Source organism: Streptomyces sp. NPDC007945 (genome assembly GCF_042958885.1).
In the GTDB taxonomy this organism is placed as follows: Bacteria; Actinomycetota; Actinomycetes; order Streptomycetales; family Streptomycetaceae; genus Streptomyces.
The window spans coordinates 368,412-387,271 of record NZ_JBIBJV010000005.1; the positions used below are offsets into that span (position 1 = coordinate 368,412).

Annotated in this window: 12 protein-coding genes; 5 read left to right on the forward strand and 7 right to left on the reverse strand. The window is 75.3% G+C overall.

The genetic code is table 11. The features are described from left to right. Positions 1-2: 2 nt before the first annotated feature. Positions 3-503, reverse strand: coding sequence for a GNAT family N-acetyltransferase (locus ACFZCF_RS18735; protein WP_388444458.1), 501 nt, complete (start codon positions 501-503; stop codon positions 3-5). A gap of 238 nt (positions 504-741) precedes the next feature. Between ACFZCF_RS18735 and ACFZCF_RS18740 the strand changes: the two genes are divergently transcribed. Then, complete coding sequence (locus ACFZCF_RS18740; RefSeq protein WP_388444461.1) at positions 742-1,164, forward strand: SMI1/KNR4 family protein; 423 nt, start codon at positions 742-744, stop codon at positions 1,162-1,164. A gap of 67 nt (positions 1,165-1,231) precedes the next feature. On the opposite strand, the gene ACFZCF_RS18745 is transcribed toward ACFZCF_RS18740, so the two are convergent. After that, positions 1,232-2,428: a pyridoxal-phosphate dependent enzyme gene (locus ACFZCF_RS18745; protein ID WP_391287613.1), complete on the reverse strand. Its 1,197-nt coding sequence runs from the start codon at positions 2,426-2,428 to the stop codon at positions 1,232-1,234. A 361-nt stretch (positions 2,429-2,789) separates the two neighbouring features. Then, on the reverse strand, positions 2,790-5,399 hold the full coding sequence (locus ACFZCF_RS18750; RefSeq protein WP_391287364.1) for a hypothetical protein: 2,610 nt from the start codon (positions 5,397-5,399) through the stop codon (positions 2,790-2,792). A 175-nt stretch (positions 5,400-5,574) separates the two neighbouring features. On the opposite strand from ACFZCF_RS18750, the gene ACFZCF_RS18755 reads away from it, so the two are divergent. Then, complete coding sequence (locus ACFZCF_RS18755; RefSeq protein ID WP_391287366.1) at positions 5,575-7,068, forward strand: SpoIIE family protein phosphatase; 1,494 nt, start codon at positions 5,575-5,577, stop codon at positions 7,066-7,068. 241 nt (positions 7,069-7,309) lie between these two features. Here the strand turns inward: ACFZCF_RS18755 and ACFZCF_RS18760 are convergent, their stop codons facing one another. After that, on the reverse strand, positions 7,310-8,800 hold the full coding sequence (locus ACFZCF_RS18760) for a hypothetical protein (protein WP_388444470.1): 1,491 nt from the start codon (positions 8,798-8,800) through the stop codon (positions 7,310-7,312). Between the two features lie 235 nt (positions 8,801-9,035). On the opposite strand from ACFZCF_RS18760, the gene ACFZCF_RS18765 reads away from it, so the two are divergent. The 3 genes from ACFZCF_RS18765 (at position 9,036) to ACFZCF_RS18775 (ending at position 14,808) form a co-directional block, all read left to right on the forward strand. After that, a complete protein-coding gene (locus ACFZCF_RS18765; RefSeq protein WP_391287369.1) occupies positions 9,036-10,172 on the forward strand; it encodes a phosphotransferase in 1,137 nt (378 codons plus the stop codon). A 296-nt stretch (positions 10,173-10,468) separates the two neighbouring features. Next, a complete protein-coding gene (locus ACFZCF_RS18770; RefSeq protein ID WP_391287371.1) occupies positions 10,469-12,418 on the forward strand; it encodes an N-acetylmuramoyl-L-alanine amidase in 1,950 nt (649 codons plus the stop codon). A gap of 158 nt (positions 12,419-12,576) precedes the next feature. Further along, the gene (locus tag ACFZCF_RS18775) at positions 12,577-14,808 is read left to right on the forward strand and encodes a germacradienol/geosmin synthase (RefSeq protein ID WP_391287372.1); all 2,232 of its coding nucleotides are present in this window, start codon (positions 12,577-12,579) and stop codon (positions 14,806-14,808) included. Positions 14,809-14,859: 51 nt separating this feature from the next. Here ACFZCF_RS18775 and ACFZCF_RS18780 read toward each other — a convergent pair whose 3' ends face one another. The 3 genes from ACFZCF_RS18780 to ACFZCF_RS18790 form a co-directional block, all read right to left on the reverse strand. After that, positions 14,860-15,225 (reverse strand): RNA-binding S4 domain-containing protein, encoded by a 366-nt coding sequence (locus ACFZCF_RS18780; RefSeq protein WP_382809629.1) that lies wholly within the window; start codon positions 15,223-15,225, stop codon positions 14,860-14,862. 19 nt (positions 15,226-15,244) lie between these two features. Further along, positions 15,245-15,742, reverse strand: coding sequence for a hypothetical protein (locus tag ACFZCF_RS18785; protein WP_030494979.1), 498 nt, complete (start codon positions 15,740-15,742; stop codon positions 15,245-15,247). A 66-nt stretch (positions 15,743-15,808) separates the two neighbouring features. Continuing rightward, the gene (locus ACFZCF_RS18790; protein ID WP_391287375.1) at positions 15,809-18,844 is read right to left on the reverse strand and encodes an AAA family ATPase; all 3,036 of its coding nucleotides are present in this window, start codon (positions 18,842-18,844) and stop codon (positions 15,809-15,811) included. Between the last annotated feature and the right edge of the window lie 16 nt (positions 18,845-18,860).

Here is an 18,860-nt window from a genome sequence, read left to right on the forward strand (position 1 = left end):
GCTCAGGCGCGGCGGCGGTAGAGGACCTGGTGGGCGTCCCACTCCACGAAGGAGTCGGCGTGTTCCAGGCCGACGGCCTCCAGGAGGCGGCGGGAGCGGTGGTTCTCCTCCTGGGTGACGGCGACGACGCTCGGCGCGGTCTCCAGGACCCGGGCGACGACCGCGGCCACCGCCTCGCGGGCGTAACCGCTCCCCCAGTGCTCGGGCAGGAACTGGTACGACACCTCGGTCTCGCCGCCGTGTCCTGACGGCTCCACGGTGACGAGGCCGAGCAGGGCGCCGTCCCCGGCCCGTGCGACGACGTGGCAGCCGGGCGCGCCGACGATCCGCCGCTGCCGGATCCGGACGACGGAGTCGATGACCGGCCCGCCGAGGTGGCGCCGCACCTCCGGATCGGTCCAGAGCCGGGTCACCACGGGGACGTCCGCGCTCCGCACGGGCCGCAGCTCCAGCCGCTCGGTGCGGAGCACGGCGGCCGGGCGTCGGGGCGGTGAGACGGTCATGCGTCCGATCATCGCAGCCCGGAGGACGCGATGGCCCGCCGCACCGGCTTCGGGGCGCCTCCGCGGGGACGCGAACCGGCCCGCCTGCGGTTCCGCGCAGAGGACCGGACGGCCCCGCCGCACCGGCTTCGGGGCGCCGTCGTGGAGGCGCGGCCCGGCCGCCTGCGGTTGCGTGTGGTCGTCCGCCCCGGAATGATCACCGGGATCCGCGGTGGCGGGTTCGAGGCGGCAGGCAGGCGTGAGGGGATTCGTGAAGGACGTCATCCAGTACATCCGGGACACCCGCTGGCCGGAGGAGGCTCCCGTACAGCTGCCCGACGAGCGGCACCTCGCGCGGATCGAAGAGGAGTACGACATCCGGCTGCCCGCCGGGCTGCGGGAGTTCCTGCTCCACGTCGGCGATGTCGAGCGCGGGCGCCTGGAGCCCGTCACCGTCACGGACGAGGGCGGGTACACCTACCTGCCGGACCTCATGACGATCGCCTGGGACCAGGGCGTCCCGCGCGAGCTGATCGTCCTGTGCGAGGACGAGGGCGACTTCTACCTCGTCGGCCCCGACGACGCCGTCGTCTTCTGGTCGTGCGCCGGTACGGGCGGCCTCACGGAGGACCGCTGGGATTCGGTGTGGCACTGGGCCCGCGACAAGTGGCTCCGCTTCTGACCCGCGGGGTGGCACGGCGCGGTCAGCGTACCGAGGCGCCCCGGGGCCCGGCGCCGCCGGGCGGCGCTCAGGCCTCCAGGAGGGCCCGTACGGCCTCCCAGTCGGCGTCCATCGGCGCGACCGCCGCCCGTCCCGTCGTCACGTCCTTGTAGCCGCTGGAGGTGACCACGCAGACGACGGGCCCTTCCTCGTGCGCCGGGTCAGGACCGTGCGTGCGCAGGCCGGCGAGGCCGGCGGCGGCCGACACCTCGCACCAGATGCCCTGCGCCGCCAACTCCTCTTGAGCGGAGACGAGCTGAGGATCCGTCACAGTGCGGGCGGCACCGCCGGTGCGCCGGATCGCGAGGACCCCGCGGTAGCTGTTCACCTCGCAGTCGATGGCGTAGGCGGCGGTCGGCCCGACGGGGACGCGGGCGGCCGGCCGTCCGGACCGCAGCGCCTCGGTGAGGGCGCCCGCGGCGGCCGGCTCGACGCCGTACATCCGGGGCACCGCGTCCGTCACCCCCAGCCGGGCCAGCTCCTGGAACCCCTTGGCCACACCGAACAGCAACTCGCCGTATCCGGTGGGCACATGGACGGCGGCGGGGGCCCGCCCGAGCGCGAGCGCGATCTCGTACGCGAGGGTCTTGTACCCCTCCGGGCCGAACGGGTGCCCGGTGTGTGCGGAGTCCGTGACGCTGCTGACCGACTGGAAACCCAGTTCGTCGACGATCCTCCGCATCAGGGGCCGTACGGAGGCGTACGGGACGGTCAGCACGGTCGCGCCATAGGCCCGCAGGTGGGAGGCGACGGCGGGCGGCGCGTCCGGCGAGGTGAACACGGCGCACGGCAGCCCCGCACGAGCCGCGTACGCGGCGGCCGCCGCACCATGATTGCCCGACGAGGACACGACGATCCCCCGCGCGCCCGAGGCCACCGCGGCACTGACCGCCACCCGGTTCAGCCGGTCCTTGTGGCTCCACGTCGGGTTGCGCGACTCGTCCTTCACCCACACCCCGTCGGCGAGCTCCACCAGCGGCGTGTTCCCCTCCCCCAACCCCGGCGCGGCCAGCGGCGGCAGCAGGGGCGCCCACCGTTCGAGGCCGTGCGCGACGGGCCGGGTGAACAGGTCCGCCGGGACGGCGTCGTAGTCGTACTCCACCTCCAGCGGGTAGGCGACCTCGTCGGTCGACGTCACCGGGCATCCGGCGGTCAGCGGCGGCCACAGCGGGTGACGCACGGACGGATCGGCGAGCGACCGCTGGGCACGGGCGAGAGACGTCACGAGGAACCCTCCTGCAGGGTCGAGGACTTCGGGGCGGGGGCCGGGCACACCGGCCAGGTCGAGCGGGTCGGGGAGGCGGCGGGCGGGCAGGTTCGGGTCGGCCGCCGCGCCTCCGCCGTCGCGGGTCGTCGCGGGGTCGTCGAGTGGCCCCGCGAGGACGTCCGCGTCCCGCAGGGTCGGGGCGGCGGCGGCCCGTCCGGCGGACCCGCTCCTCGGCCCGGGAAGCCGGGTGGTGGACCCGGGCGCCTTCCGTCTGCCCTCCGCCACGGGGCGACCGGTCCTGCGAACCGGCCGTCCCCGCCGTCGGCCTCCCGCTCGTCCGCGCGGCACCGCGACTCCCCCGAGCCGGTGCGTGGAGGCGTCAGCGGGCGTGCATCCGACGGCGGAGCGCCTCCAGCGCACCGGGACGGCGGCCGGGAACGCGGCGGCGGAGCGCCAAGAGCGTGGGGCCGAGGGCCCGGGCCCGGGCGGGCTCGGTGATCTGCTCCCACTGATGGTGCGCCCGGTCCACCGCGCCCTCGACGTCCCGGTCGTCCGGCTGCTGGCGCAGCCCGAGGCGCGCCTCGGCGACGGCGAGCCACAGCTCGCAGCTCCGGGCCGGCTCGCCCGCCAGTCGGGCGAGGTCCGCCCGGACCTCCATCCAGTGCACCGCCTCGGCCGACCGGGGCCCGAACCGCCGCAGGGCGTCCCGTTCCCACGCGGCCGCCATCTCCGCGGCCTCGGCGTGCCGCCCGGCCATCGCGGCGGACAGGATCGCGGGATGCGGATCGTGCGGAGCCGGCTCCGCCGACGCGCTCTGCCCGTACCCGGCGCGCCGCGGGTCGACGGCCCCGGCAGGCACGGTGGGAGGGACCGAGGGCATCGGCGGGATGCCGCGCCCCGTCCCGCGCCCGCCGGACGGCACCAACTTCATGGTCCCCGGGCCCTCTTCGCCCTCGCCGGCGACCGACGGCACGGGTGCGCGGCGCTCGTCCGCGCCGGGCTCGGCACCCGTCCCGGGCGTGGGGGCGGCCGCGCCCGCGATCTTGGGCGCGGATGCGCCCCCCGCCGGCGCGACCGGATCCACCGGGGCGAACCCGCCGTCGGCGCCGCCCCGGTCCCGGGACGGGGACGCGGACGCGACCTGCCTCACCGCCGCCGGGTCGGCCGTGCCGTCACGCCCGGGCGCGGATGCATCCACCGCCGGCGCGACGGGACCCGCCGGGACGGACCCGCCGTCGGCGCCGTCCCCGTCCCGTGACGGGGAGTCGGACGCGACCTGCCTCTTCGCCGCCGGGTCGGCCGTACTGTCAGCCCCGGGCGCGGGTGCGTCCTCCGCCGGCGCCGCCGGATTCACTGGGGCAGACCCGCCGTCGGCGCCGTCCCCGCCCAGGGACGGGGGCGCGGACGCGACCACCCTCTCAGCCGCCGGGACCGCCGTACTGCCGCCCCCGCGCGCGGATACGACCCCCGCCGGCATCACCGGATCCACCGGGACGGACCCGCCGTCGTCTCCGCCCCGGGACGGGGACGCGGACGCGAGCTCTCTCTCCGCCTCCGGGCCGGGCGTACCCACGTCCCCGTGCGCGGACTCGCCCTCCGCCCCTGCCGTGGGCCCCGCCTCGGGGACCGCCTCCTCGCCCACCGGTCCGGGCTCGGGCTCGACATCCGCAGGGCCGTCCGGGGCCGCGGCCGACGGCGTGGCTCCGGTCCCGTCCGCAGGCCGGGCCTCCGACGGGGGGCCGGACACAGCCGGGGCCTCGGCCACGGGGGGATCCGGCACGGGCGGCGCCGCCCTGTACCCGGCAGGGAGGGGCGGAATCCGGGCCGGGGCCGTCGGCCCCGCCGGGGCGGGAACGGCCTCCGGAACCGGGACCCGAACCGGTTCCGGAGCGGAGGCGGGTGCAGCCGTCCCCCCGCCCATTCGACCCGACACGCCCTCCGCCACGGGGACGCCCCCCGGCACACGCCCGGCCGAGGGGTCGGGTGCATGGACGGGCGCAGCTGCGGGGTCGGGTACGGGGCCGGGCGCGGCTGAGGCTGTGGCTACGGATTCGGGCACGGCTACAGCGGCGTGTACGGGCTCGGGGGCGGCGGCGGGGATGCGCGCCGGTGCGGGTGCGGGCCCGGTTTCGAGCGCGAGCCCGGTTTCGGGTACGGGCGCGGGTCCGGGCGCGGCTTCGAGTACGGGCGCGGGCGCGCGTACGGGAGCCGGTACGGGCGCCGGGTCCGGGGTCGCCGCCGGAAGGGGCGTCGGAGCGGTCATGGGCGCCGCGGTTCCCGCCCCGGGGCCCCACTCCCCCGCCGGGGGCGCGGGCGGCAGGAACAGGGACCGCGGTGACATGGTGCGGGCGGCCGACTCCGCGTGCAGGGCGGAGAAGGGGGCGCGGGTGCCGGCGCGCCACTGGTCGGCCCAGGCGCGGAGGTAGTCGGGGGTGGTGCGTTCGCCCCTGCGCGGCGGCGGGGTGACGCGGGCGTACAGCGTCGGGGACGGGCTCAGTCGCAGCAGGTCCGGGCCGGTGCCGAGGCGGGCCCAGGCCTCCGGGTCGGCCACGAGGTCCGCCACGACCGTGGTGGGTCCCGACGCGGCCGCCTCCGCGAGCCAGTGCCACGGGAACGCCGTGTAGCGGAGGGCCGCCGTCGTGCTGCGCGCCAACGCGAGGTGGGGCAGCTGCTGGCGGCGGTCCAGATGGAGCTGGCCCGCGAGGTAGACGACCAGCGGGCCGGGGCTCTGCGCGGCGGCGCGGAGCCGGGTGAGGACGGTCTGCGGGTCGATGGGGTCGGCGAGTTCGACGAGCGTCGCGGTCGCCGTGCCGGTGAGGACGCCGGGCGGCACCGCCGCGAGCGCGGGCAGCACGGACGCCGCGTCCATGGTGCGGCCGCGCCCCGCCGGCGCCGCCGCGAGCAGCACCGCCGTGCCCGAAGTCACCGCCGCCTCCCCCGTGTCCGTACCCACCGCGCCCGCCGTACCGTTCGCCTCGTCGCTCACCACACGTGCACCGTAACCCCTGGTGTCGGCTCCGCCCACGGCCGGGCCTTTGACATATGCCAGAAGCACCACCGGATCGAGTGTTGCCAAACCCCTTACGGGCTCTCGCACCCTGTGCCACAGTCATCTCTGGCCCTGTTCCCATTCGGGCCGCGCCGCGCCTGTATCGGAGTACGACATGCCGTCCCCACTCTTCGCGGATCGTCCCGCCCAGCCTCCCGAGCCGGGTGCGGTGGACGCGCTGATCTCGCAGACGAGTCGTCTGCGCGGCGAGGTCGACGCAGTCCGCCGGGACACCGCCGCTCACGACGACGACCCCCAGCTCCGCTGGCAGCGCGCGCTCTGCGACCTGGCCGTGCTGCAACTCGACGAGCTCAGCGCACAGTTCGGACAGTTGCGCGATGGCGCACCGGCGGTGACGCCGCCGACGGCGGACCCGGCCGACCTGCCGCCCGAGGACGACGCCTCCGTCTTCGACGGCTCGTTCACGAGCGACGCCGGCGCGGCCTACGGCGAGGCCCCGGTCTCCACCGGCTCGCTCCTCACCCGCGTCGGCAGCGCCGAGTGGAACCTGCTCACCGACGAGGTGAGCTGGTCCGACGAACTGTTCCAGATCTTCGGACGCGCGCGCGAGCGGGGCCCGATGTCGCTGGACGAGATGCCGACGATGGTGCTCCCCGAGGACCAGCCGCTCCTCCAGGCCATGGTGACGGACTGCCTGATCGACGGGAAGCCGATCGACGGCGAGTTCCGCATCGTCCGCACCGACGCCGCCGTCCGCACCGTGCACATGACCGGCGAGCCGGTCCTCGACGCCGACGGCTGCACGGCCTCCATGTGGGCCGTTCTCAGGGACGTCAGCGAGCTGCGGCGCAGCGAGCGGGTCGTCCGGCAGAGCCGGGACAGCCTGGAGCACAGCCGCCACGTCGAGCGCACCGAGCGGCGGGTCGCGGTGGAACTCCAGGAGGCGGTCCTCCCCGCCTGGCGCGGCTCGCTCCGCTTCGCCCACGACGGCCCCGCCCCCCTCGACGTCGCCGGGCACTACCTGCCGGCCGCCTCCACCGACCTGATCGGCGGCGACTGGTACGACGCGCTGACCCTCCCCTCGGGCGACGCCCTCCTCACTGTCGGCGACCTCACCGGCCACGGTGTGGCGGCCACCTCCTCGATGGCCATGCTGCTCGGCGCGCTGCGCGGCATGGCCGTGGCCGGCATCCGGCCCGGCGCCCTGATGGGCCACCTGAACCAGCTCCTGGACAGCTCGGGCCAGCCCGCCCTCGGCAGCGCCCTGTGCTGCCGCTACGACCCGGTGGCCCAGACCCTCGTGTGGGCCCAGGCCGGACACCCCGCCCCGCTGCTGTTCCGCGCCGGGACGGCCCGTCCGCTCCGCCGCCCGGAGGGCATCCTCCTGGGGGCGACGCCGAGGATCGCGTACGAGGAGACCGAGACCCGGCTCCGCCCCGGCGACGTGCTCGTGCTCCACACCGACGGGCTGACCCGGACCCCCGGATCCGCCGGCGACGAGGCCGGTCTAGCCCGGCTGCTGGCCCTCGCCCCCCGCTTCGCGGAGGCCCGCGACGCCCAGGAGTGCCTCCGGTCCGTCCTGGAGGAGTTCGGCGAGGAGGCCCGTGAGGACGACGCCTGCCTGATGGTCGTCCGCGTCGGCTCCTGAGACCTGACGAACCGAGCAGACGGACGAACCGAGCAGACCCACCGACCGAACAGACGGAACCGGGGGATCGGACCGAGCAGACGGAACCGACGGTACGTGCCCGCGGGACCTGCCGGGCCCGCTGACCCGTCGCGCGCCGAGCCGTACGCGGGCAGCCCGGAGCCCGATCCGGTGTGCCCTCGTATCCGTGTCGCCGGTGCCCGTAGGGACGGCTACCGCCGCGCGGCGCCCCGCCCCGCCCTCAGATCTGGCCCGTCCTCGGGGCCTCCGGCGAGCGCGGCAGCTCGACCTCCAGCTCGGCGCGCAGGTCCTCGATCTTCGAGTAGCCCGCGTACTGGCCGGTGAGCCGGTACATCTCGCGCAGCCGGTGCCAGGTGCGGTGCGAGGAGGTCTCGCCCATGGAGATGAGGGCGAGTCGGGCGTAGCGGTCGGCCTGCTCGGGGTCGTCGGCGATGAAGCAGGCCGAGGCCATCGAGATGCGGTCGAAGAGCTTGGAGCGGTCGTGTCCGTCGCGCCGCAGGTCCAGGGCCAGCTTCGCGTGGCGCTGGGCGGGGACGGCCGCCGCCGGGTCGTGCTCGGCGAGGGTGCGGTAGGCGAGGGCCTGCATGCCGTGCATGTCGGCCTCGTCGAAGCTCTGCATCCAGCCCGGCGTCTCCTCGTTCCGGTCCGAGACGAAGAGGTCCTCGGCCTCGCCCAGGGTGCGGCGCATCGCCTGCCCCCGGCCCATCGACGCCTGCGCCCACGCCTCGATGGTGTGGAACATCGCCCGGGTGCGCGGCAACAGCCGTTCCCCCGCGCCCGACTTGGCGAGCTCCATCAGGTCGAGGGCGTCGTCGGGACGGCCCAGGTGGACCATCTGGCGGGCGGCACGGGACAGCGCCTCGCCGGCGCGCGGCCGGTCTCCGCTCTCGCGGGCCGCGTGGGCGGCGATGAGGAAGTACCGCTGTGCGGTGGGTTCGAGACCCACGTCGTGGGACATCCAGCCCGCCAGGACGGCGAGGTTGGCGGCGACGTCCCAGAGCCGGCGCTGGAGGTGGTCGGCGTGGCGGTAGGCGAGCATGCCGCCGACCTCGTTGAGCTGGCCGACCACGGCCTTGCGCTGGAGCCCGCCGCCCCGGGAGGCGTCCCAGGCGCGGAAGATCTTGACCGACTGCTCCAGCGCCTCGATCTCCTCGGAGCCGATGGGGGCTGCCTCGTAGCGGTCGAAGCCGGCGGGGTCGGCGTGGTACGGATCGGTGGCGCGGGGGGCCGCGGCGGGGCGGGAGGGCTCGGTCCTGAGCCAGTCGTTCAGGGAGCTGTTGAGTGCGGAGCCGGCGGTGAGCGCGAGTCCCGCGCCCATCAGGCCGCGTCGGTTGAGCATGAGGTCCATTCCCGTGAATTCGGTGAGGACCGCAGCCGTACGGTCGGGAGCCCAGGGCATTCCGTCAGGGTTCTCGTCCTTGTTCCTGACGGCCTGCCGTGTTCCGGCACGCCCGCGTCGTACGAACCCGAGGTCCTCGATGGTCACGACACGACCGAGTCGCTCGGTGAACAGGGCGGCCAGCACCCGCGGTACGGGATCGCGCGGGGTCTCGCCCTTGTCGATCCAGCGCCGCACCCGCGAGGTGTCGGTCGACAGCTGGGGGTGGCCCATGGCCGCCGCCTGCCGGTTGACCAGTCTCGCGAGTTCGCCCTTGGACCAGCCGGCGAGGCCGAAGAGGTCCGCCAGGCGGGTGTTGGTCTGTCCTGTCACGTCTAAGCCCCCAGGTTCTCGGCTGAGTTGACAGTAGCCCGGTGTCATAGGGCTGGCGACTATTCGCCAGGGTTCGCCAGGGTGCGCTCGATGTTCCGCCACCCGCGCGCGGGTGTCAGGTAGGTATGCGCCACCCCGCCCCGTCGACCGGCCCTCATTTTCCCCAGGGTGCGGACCGGGGGCGGGCGGGGCGACGCACGCGATTCGTCGGCACACGAAGGGATCTGTCACCTCCATGTACACAGCATCGTCCTCCGTGTCCGCCCCGCCCCGGCCGCAGACCCGCATGGCGCCGGCCGGTGCCGGACCGTACCTCGCCCCCGCGCAGCGGGCCGTGCGTCCGCGGTCCTGGGCGGCCGGGACCGGCACCGGACCCGGTGCCCGGCTCAGCGGCCGGATCGACCTCTCCGGTCCGCAGGGGGCGCAGCTGAAGGTCGTCATCGCCTCGGTGCAGCGGATCTGCCCGGAGTTCAACCCGGTGCAGGTGCTGCGCCGCAGCGGCCGGTCCGTCCTGATCGTCGGGACCACCGGGCGCATGACGGCGGTGGCGAAGTGTTTACTGGACCACTCCCCCGCGTGGGTCGAGCGGTTCCAGCACGAAATAGCTTCCTACCGTTCCTTCGTACGCCACCGTCCGCCGGTGCGGGTGCCCCGGCTGATCGCGGCGGACCCGGAGAACGGCGTCCTGGTGATCGAGCGGATGCCCGGGCGGGCCGCGGCCCTCTCGCGCCACCCGTTGGAGGCCCCGCCGCGGGCCGACGTGCGCACGGCGCTCGGGGCGATCGCCCGGCTGAACGCCTGGCGGCCGCCGGCCGGGACCTTCGACGCGCCGCTGGACTACGGCACGCGGATCGCCCGCCACCACGAGCTGGGGCTGTTCACCGACCGCGACCGTGACGACCTGCAGACGCTGCTGCACGGGCTGGCGCACGCCGGCGGCCGCCAGGGCACGGGGCAGTTCTGCCACGGTGACGCCCTGCTCTCCAACATCCTCCTCTCCCCCGCCGGTCCGGTCCTCGTCGACTGGGAGCACGCCGGCTGGTACCTGCCCGGCTACGACCTGGCGACGCTCTGGACGGTGCTCGGTGACGCGCCGCTGGCGCGTCGGCAGATCAGCCAGATGGCGCAGCAGCAGGGCCCGGCGGCGCGGGACGCGTTCCTGGTGAACCTGATGCTGGTGCTGACGCGGGAGATCCGCACGTACGAGACGGCGGTGCAGCGGACCATCAAGGAGGCCCCGCCGGCGGGCTCGGTCCCGACGGGCTCGGGGGCGCTGACCCCCGGGGAGGAACAGCGGCTGCTGCTGAGGCGGCTGCACGACGACTGCGCCATGGCACGGCGGGCCGTGCGCGCGGCGGTGGGGACGCGCTGAGCGTTCCTGCCACGAGACGGGGGTGTGCGCCGCGCACCCGGTGCCGACACACCGGGAGTGCGGCGCTTCGCCGTGTCCGGGACGGGGACCCCGCGCACCCATTGGTCGAGACCACCGACGCGCCGCCGGTGGGCGGGCCGCCACCGCGAAAGTGGCCCGCGTCGGCCCACACGGCCGCGCTGACGTGCGAAGTCGCCCGACGTGAGGCGTGATTGACGGATGGTCCGGGAGCCGCTACCCCTGTACGGGTTCGGTTCCCGCACGCCCCCGTGTCACCCCCGTCCCTGGAGGCTGCCTTGCTCCGTTCCGCGTCCCGAGGCCGTGCGCTCGCGCTCGCCGGGTCCGCCGCCCTGCTCCTCCCCCTCCTGTCGGGCGCGCCGCCCGCCGGTGCCGACGCCCCGGTGGCGGACTCGCTGCAACGCCAGTTCGCCGTGGCGGCCGCACGCCACGGCGTGCCGGAGGGCGTGCTGCTCGCCGTCTCGTACCTGCAGTCGCGCTGGGACGGGCACGCCGGCGCGCCGAGCGTGACCGGCGGCTACGGGCCGATGCACCTGACCGACACGGCGACCGCGCTGGCCCGCTCGGTACCGCACCACTCGGCGGACGGCGAGGACGCGCGCGGCGACGGGTCCCGGCCCGCCCGCGCGGGGGCGGAGGCCGCCCTGCCGGCGCCCGAGGAGCTGCCGGCGCGGCTGCGGACCTTGGAGCGGGCCTCGGCGCTCTCCGGGATCCCGGCGGAGGAGCTGCGGACCTTGACGGCGGCGAACATCGAGGGCGGCGCGGCCCTGCTGGCGGCGGCCCAGCGGGAGGCCGGTCTCGCGCCGAGCGCCGACCCCGGCGACTGGTACGGGGCGGTGGCGCGGTACTCGGGCGCCGACGACGCGGCCACGGCGGCGGCGTACGCGAACGACGTCTTCGAGGTGCTCAGGACCGGCGAGGCGCGGGTCACGGACAGCGGGCAGCGGGTCGCGCTGCCGGCCGTTCCCGGGGTGGCGCCGGAGAGGGGCCAGGTGGCGGCGCTCGGACTGCGGGCGCCGGAGCGGGGCCCGGTGGAGTGCCCGACGACGGTGGCCTGCGAGTGGATCCCGGCGCCGTACGAGGAGTTCGGCGACGGCGACTACGGCAACCACGACAAGGCGGACCGGCCGGTCTCGCAGTCGATCGACTACATCGTGGTCCACGACACGGAGGCGACCTGGGACGTCACCCTGAAGCTGGTGCAGGACCCGACGTACGTCTCCTGGCAGTACTCGCTGCGCTCCTCGGACGGCCACGTCGCCCAGCACCTGCCGCTGAAGGACGTCGGCTGGCACGCCGGGAACTGGTACGTGAACGCCAAGTCGGTGGGCCTGGAGCACGAGGGCTTCCTGACGGCCCCCGACTCCTGGTACACGGAGGCGATGTACCGGTCCTCGGCGCGGCTCGTGCGGTACCTGGCGAAGCGGTACGACATCCCGCTCGACCGACAGCACGTCATCGGGCACGACAACGTGCCGGGCACGGTGGCCTCGTCGATCCGGGGCATGCACACCGACCCGGGGCCCTACTGGGACTGGGCGCACTACTTCCGGCTGCTCGGGAGGCCGCTGACGCCGAGCGCGGGGCCGGCGGCCGGCGTGGTGACGATCCGCCCGGCGTACGGCGAGAACCGGCCGGTGTACACGGGGTGCGCGGGGGCCGGGGAGGCGTGCGCGCCGCACGGCAGCGGCGCCGTGCGCCTGCACACCGCGCCGAGCGCCGACGCGCCCCTGGTGAAGGACGTCGGGCTGCGTCCCGGCGGGCAGGACTCCACGACCGGCGTGAACGACACGGGGGCGCGGGCGTCGACGGGGCAGAGCTACGCGGTGGCGGAGCGCCGGGGCGACTGGACGGCGATCTGGTACCTGGGGCAGAAGGCGTGGTTCCACGACCCGGAGGCGGCGCCGACGGCGGTGGGCGCGCGCGGGCGGGTGCTGACGCCGCGGGACGGCCTCGCGGAGGTGCCGGTGTACGGGCGGGCCTACCCGGAGGCGTCGGCGTATCCGGCGGGCGTTCCGGTGCAGGCGGTGTCGCCGCTGCCGTACCGGCTGCCCGCGGGGCAGCGGTACGTGGTGGGCGGCAAGGTGCCCGGGGAGTACTACTACGCACCGGTGTTCGACAGCAGTCGGCATCGGGTGGTGCGCGGCCAGGAGGAGTACTACCAGATCCAGTTCGGCCATCGGATCGCCTTCGTGAAGGCCGCTGACGTGCGGGTTTCGCAGGGCTGAGCACGCCTGGCCGAAAAGGGCGGGGTGGCGTCGGAGTTCCCTTCCGGCGCCCCCATTTCTTGTGCTCATATGACTACTCCCGACCGGGGGTTCGGCGACCCGCACCCGGGTAAGGCTGGGCCGGAACAGCGCCCGCCGCCGGAAAGGCCCGCCCGCAGATGCCTCAGCCCTTCGTCATGCCGGATTTCTACGTCCCGTACCCGGCGCGCCTCAACACCCATGTGGAGGCGGCCCGGACGCACACCCGGGACTGGGCACGTGCCATGGGCATGCTGGAGGGCTCGGGGGTCTGGGAGACGGCCGACCTCGACGCGCACGACTACGCGCTGCTCTGCGCCTACACCCACCCCGACTGCGACGAGGACACGCTGAACCTCGTCACCGACTGGTACACCTGGGTCTTCTTCTTCGACGATCACTTCCTGGAGGTCTTCAAGCGCACCCAGGACCGGGACGCCGGCAAGGAGTACCTCGACCGGCTCCCCGCCTTCATGCCGGCCGACCCGGTGACCGGCATGCCCGAACCCACCAACCCCGTAGAGGCGGGCCTCGCCGACCTGTGGCGGCGCACCGTCCCCGCCATGTCCGCGGGGTGGCGGCAGCGGTTCGCCGAGGCCACCGAGGCCCTCCTCTACGAATCCCTCTGGGAGCTCGACAACATCAACGAGGGCCGGATCGCCAACCCCCTCGAATACATCGAGATGCGGCGCAAGGTCGGCGGCGCCCCCTGGTCCGCCGGTCTCGTCGAGTACGCCGCCGGGGCCGAGGTCCCGGACCGGGTCGCCCGCTCCCGGCCCCTGCGGGTGCTCCGCGACTCCTTCTCGGACGCCGTCCACCTGCGCAACGACCTCTTCTCGTACCAGCGCGAGGTCGAGGACGAGGGCGAGAACAGCAACGGCGTGCTCGTCCTGGAGCACTTCCTCGGCTGCTCCACCCAGGAGGCCGCCGAGGCCGTCAACGACCTGCTGACCTCACGGGTCCAGCAGTTCGAGAACACCGCGCTCACCGAAGTGCCCGCGCTGGCCGTCCAGGAGGGGCTCACACCGCTGGAGTGCGCGGCGATCGGCGCGTACACCAAGGGACTCCAGGACTGGCAGTCGGGCGGCCACGAGTGGCACATGCGCTCCAGCCGGTACATGAACGAGGGCATGGCCGACGGCACCGCCACCGGCGCGCTCGGCACCGGCGGCCTCGACATCCGCACCCTGCTCGGCGGACGGCCCGCCCAGGCACGGCGACGGAGCCTCACCCACACCCCGCACCAGCCCGTCGGGCACCTGCCGCTGCCCGACTTCGAACTCCCCTACGCCCTCACCCTCAGCCCGCACCACCGCGAGGCCAAGCGGCGCTCCGAGGACTGGGCCCAGGAGATGGGGCTGCTCGACGACATCTGGGACCGGCCCCTCATGGAGGGCTTCGACCTCGCCCTCTGCTCGGCCGGCATCGACCCCGACGCCACCCTGGAGGAACTGGAACTCAGCACCCTCTGGCTGACCTGGGGCACCTACGCCGACGACTACTACCCGCTGGTCTTCGGACGCACCCGCGACCTGGCGGGGGCCCGGGCGCAGACCGCCCGACTGAGGGCGTGCCTGCCGGTGGACGACCCCGCCTCCGCCCGGAAGTACGCCGGGAACCCGCTGGAGCGGGCGCTGGCGGACGTCTGGGCGCGGACCGCCGGTGCCATGGGTCCGGAGGCCCGGGGCCAGTTGTGGACCGCGCTCGACCTCATGCTGGAGAGCTGGATGTGGGAGCTGCACAACCAGGCGCAGCACCGCGTGCCCGACCCGGTCGACTACGTGGAGATGCGCCGCAGCACCTTCGGCTCCGAACTGACCCTGCTGATGGGCCGGTTGCGGGCGAAGGACGCCCTGCCGGAGGCACTCCAGCGCTCGGGCACGGTCCGCGCCCTGGAGAGTGCGGTGGCGGACTACGGGGCGCTGATCAACGACCTCTTCTCGTACCAGAAGGAGGTCGAGGTGGAGGGCGAGCTGCACAACGGAGTGCTCGTCGTGGAGAAGTTCCTCGACGTCGACCGCGACACGGCGGCCCGTCTCGTTCACGAGCTGATGCGCGGCCGACTGCGCCAGTACGAGCACCTGAAGCGCCATGAAGTCCCTTTGATGTACGCCCACTTCGAGCTCGGCGCCGAAGGTCGGGCGGCATTCGAGGCGCGGCTGCGGGAGCTGGAGGACTGGCTCGCGGCCGTCCTGAACTGGCACCTCGGCGTGCGGCGGTACGGCCCCGGCGACGTCCGCTCGGGCGCCGGTTCCCCGCTCCTGCGCGCCCGTACCGGCGGCGCCTCGCCGGCGCCCGACTGGACGGTGCCGCGCGGCCTCGGCACCACGGCGGCCCGCGCCGCCACCGCCTTCGCGGGCGTCCCGTCCTGACACGCGTGAGGGCCGCCCCCGGACGCTCCGGGGGCGGCCCTCACCGCGTCGCTAGGGGCGCCGGCCGCGCAGCTCGTCGAGTTCGCGGCGTTCGCGCTTGGTGGGGCGGCCCGCGCCGCGGTCGCGGACGGCGGCGAGGGCGACGTGCTCGCGCGGCGGCGGGGGCGGGCTGTTGTCGACGTACGCCTCGGCGGCGACCGGCGGGCCGACCCGCTTGGTCAGCAGTTCCTTGACCTCGACGATCCGCTCGCGGCCCGCCACGTAGACCCGGACCTCGTCGCCCGGCTTCACGGCCTGCGCGGGCTTGGCCCGCTCGCCGTTGACCTTGACGTGTCCGGCCCGGCAGGCCGCGGCGGCCTGCGAGCGGGTCTTGGTGAGCCGGACCGCCCAGATCCAGGCGTCGACGCGTGCGCTCATCGGCCCCCGCCCTCCCCGCTCAGCCCTGCTGGAACAGTTCGGCGGGCAGCGGCTTGAGCAGCGCGTACAGGTCGTCGGTGATGGGCCGGTCCCAACTGGCGATCGTCACCAGGACGTTGTCGCTGCGGTCGAACTGGACGCAGGAGATGCGGCTCTCGGAGAGCTTGAGGCGGCGCACGATGAGGAGGTTGTCGCCCTGCATGACGGGGACGTCCTCGGTGTCGAGCACCTCGACCGGCTCGTCGTTCTCCAGGGCGGCGAGGAGCTGGGCGACCTCGAAGGGGATCTGGCCCTCGGCGAGCTCCCGGGCCGGGGAGCCCTCGGGGAGGTTGCCGATGATCATCGCGGGGCCGCGGCCGCCGAAGAGGTCGTAGCGCAGGAAGACGCCCTGGCAGGAACCGTCGGGAGCGGGCAGCAGGCCCGCGCCGAGATTGCCGGGCCAGTCCCCCGGATCCATGGCCAGGACATCGAAGTCCGGGCCGGCGGGAGTGGCGCTGCGACGGCGGAGGAAGGACATACGGCCATGGTACGTGCCCGGGCGCGCGGTGCGGCGCCGGGCTCCTCCGTCCCGGCGCCGGACGGCTCACTCGGCCGGATCCGCCGGCTTGGGCTTCTCCGCCTCCGTGCGGGGCTCGCCGGTGTCGCCGAAGGCGTGGGCGAGGCCGGAGCGGTCGGTGCCCAGCTTGCGGTAGACGGCGGACAGCAGCCGGGCGGCCGTGGTGGCGTCGACGCCGAGCGCGGCGGCCGGGTCCAGGCCCCGGACACTGGCCCGCGCGGCGGCCCGCTCACGCACGGTGAGCGAGTGGCCGTCGGCGGTGTGCAGGGCGCGCGGGCGCAGCCCGGCGGCGGCCAGCTCGGCCCTGGCCTCGTCGACCAGGCCGTCGGCTCCGCAGTCCTGCGCGGTCTCCAGGCCCCGGTACAGGTGGTCGGCGGCCTCGGCGTGGCGTTCGGTCCTGCGGAGCGCCGCGCCGAGGGCGACCAGGGAGCGGGCGAGCTCGTACGCGGCCGGGGACTGGTCGAGCCAGTCGACGGACTCCTCCAGGAGCTTGATCCGCTCGGCGCCGTCGGTGACCTCGGCGGTCACCCGGAGCGCCTGGCCGATCGCGGAGGGCGCGCCGTACTGGCGGGCGCGGGCGAGGGCGCTCTCCGCGGTGGCGAGCGCCCTGGCCGGGGAGCCGGTGGCGGCCTCGGCGAGCGCCAGGTGGAGCTGCCAGGGGCTGCACGAGGGGTTGCGCTTGCCGCGCGGCTCCAGACGGCGGCCGATGTCGGCGAGCGCGGCGACGGCGTCCTCGGCGCGGCCGGTGGCGAGCAGCAGCTCGGCGTGGACGGTCTCGCAGTCCGGGATGGTGACGGTGGCCGGGAAGGGCTCGCCGAAGTCGTGGTCGCGGGCGACCCGCTCGGCCTCCTCCGTACGGCCCCGGGCGAGCAGGACCTCGATCATGACGCCGGTGGCGTACCAGAGGGCGGGGGTGCGGGGGCCGACGCGCTCGGCGAGGCGGAGTCCGGCGCGGGCGAAGTCCTCGGCCTCCATGAGCCGTCCGCGACGGAAGCGGATGTAGCCGAGGAGGGTGTAGGCGAAGGAGAGGTGCGCGCCGCGCCAGCCCTGCTTCTCGAACTCGGCGGTGCCGGCGGCGAAGAGCTCCTCGGCGCGGCCGGGCCGGTCGGCGTAGAGGTGGGTGAGGGCGACGAGGACCGGGACCTCGAAGCCGCGGCTCTCGTCGGCCCAGCTCAGGCCGCCTTCGAGGGCCCGCTCGGCGTGCCGGAGGGCGACGGCGGCGGGTTCGGCGCGCAGGGTGGCGTCCCAGGCGCGCAGGCCGATGATGTACCGCTCGGTGAGGTCGCGGCCGGTGAGCCGGTCGGCGAGGGTCGCGAGGCGGCGGGAGCGGGCCGGCGACTCGGGTTCGTCGGAGCGGAGCGCGTCCCACATGAACCGCTCGGCCTGCATGCGGAGGCGGCTGCGCGGGTCGGTGGTCTGCCGGGTCTCGCGTTCGAGCAGCTCGGATGCCTCGACGAGGCGGTCGCTGTGGGCGAGGACCTGCGAGAGGCGGTAGACGATGCCGTGCCGCAGGGCCTCGTCGGAGATGGGTTCCTCCAGGGCGGCCCGCAGTTGGTTGACCGTGGTGGCGGGTTCGGTGAGGAGCGAGGCGGAGCTGAGCTCGAAGAGGACGGCGGCCCGCGCGTCGGCGGTGGGAGGCTCGCGCAGGGCGCGGGCGAGGTGGCGGCGGGCCGCGTCGGGGGCGCCCGCGCGGAGGTTCTCGCGGGCGGCGGCGCGCAGTTGGGTGACGACCCAGGCGTCGCCCTCGGGGTGGGTCTCCAGGAGGTGGCGGGCCGCCGCGGCGGGGCCCAGTCCGGCGTCGATGACACACCAGGCGGCCTGGCCGTGGAAGGCGACCCGGATCGCGTCGGGGATGGCGCGGTAGATGGTGCCGGCGACGAGCGGGTGGACGAATTCGAGCGGTCCGTCGGCGGTGCCGATGTCGGCGAGGATCCGGGCCTCGCGGAGCCGTTCGGCGCAGTCGGCGACCGCCTCGTCGCCCAGTCCGGCGAGGGCGCCGGCGAGCGAGGGCGAGATTTCGGTGCCGAGGACGGCGCAGGCCCAGGCGAACCGCATGGTGGCGGTGCCGAGGCGTTCGATGCGGTGGACGAGGCCGCTGCCCTTGAGGGCGGCGGCGAGGTCGCGGAGCTCGTGGGCGCCGTCGGCGGTGGGGTCGAGGCCCCGGTCCCGGACCTTGGCGGCCAGTTCGACGGTCTCGAACGGGTTGCCGGAGGTGACGGTCCAGAAGTCGCGGCAGAACGCGTCGTCGGCATGGGCGCCGATGCGGTCCCGGACCAGCTGGGCGACGGCGTCGGCGGTGAGGGGCGCCAGGCCGTGCGGGCGCTGGCCGGACCGGCGCCCGGTGAACTCCGCGCCCTCCTCGGGGAGTTCGTCGGGCCGGTAGGCGACGACGAGGAGCATGGGCAGGTCGTCGGCGCGCGGGGCGAAGGAGGAGAGCCAGCCCAGGGACTCGGGGTCCGCCCAGTGGGCGTCGTCGAGGACGACGACGAGCGGGGCGCGGCGGACGGCGAGGTGGGTGAGGATCCAGTCGAGGCCGTCGCGCAGGCCCTGGGGGTCGGGCGGGGAGCCCGCGGTGGCGGCGCGCAGTCCGAGGGCGGGGCCGACGATGTCGTACCAGGAGCCGAGCCGTTCGCGGAGTTCGGCGTCGGAGGCGTGGGCGAGCTGGGGCTGGAGGAGCTGGCGGGCGACGTGGAAGGCGACCCGCTGCTCCTGGTCGCCGCCGCGGGCGGAGAGGACGGTGCAGCCGCGGGCGACGGCCCGGCGGCGGATCTCGGCGAGGAGGGTGGTCTTGCCGAGTCCGGCGGGCGCCGCGTAGACGAGCACGCCGCCCTGGGCGGCGGGCGGTTCGACGGGGCGCGGGGCGTCGGCGGCCGAGCGGGCGGAGCGGAGGGGAACGACGCGGGAGTCGCGCGGGGCGGGCACGGGCGCGGGCGGGGACGGGGCGGGCGCTTCCTGCGCGAGGCCGGTGAGGAGGTCGAGCGCCTCCTCCGCGGCGTCGAGCGCGGCCTCCCGTTCGAAGAGGCCGAAGCCCAGGCGGGCCGCCCTGCCGTCCTGTCGTGCCACGTTCCACCCCCACCCA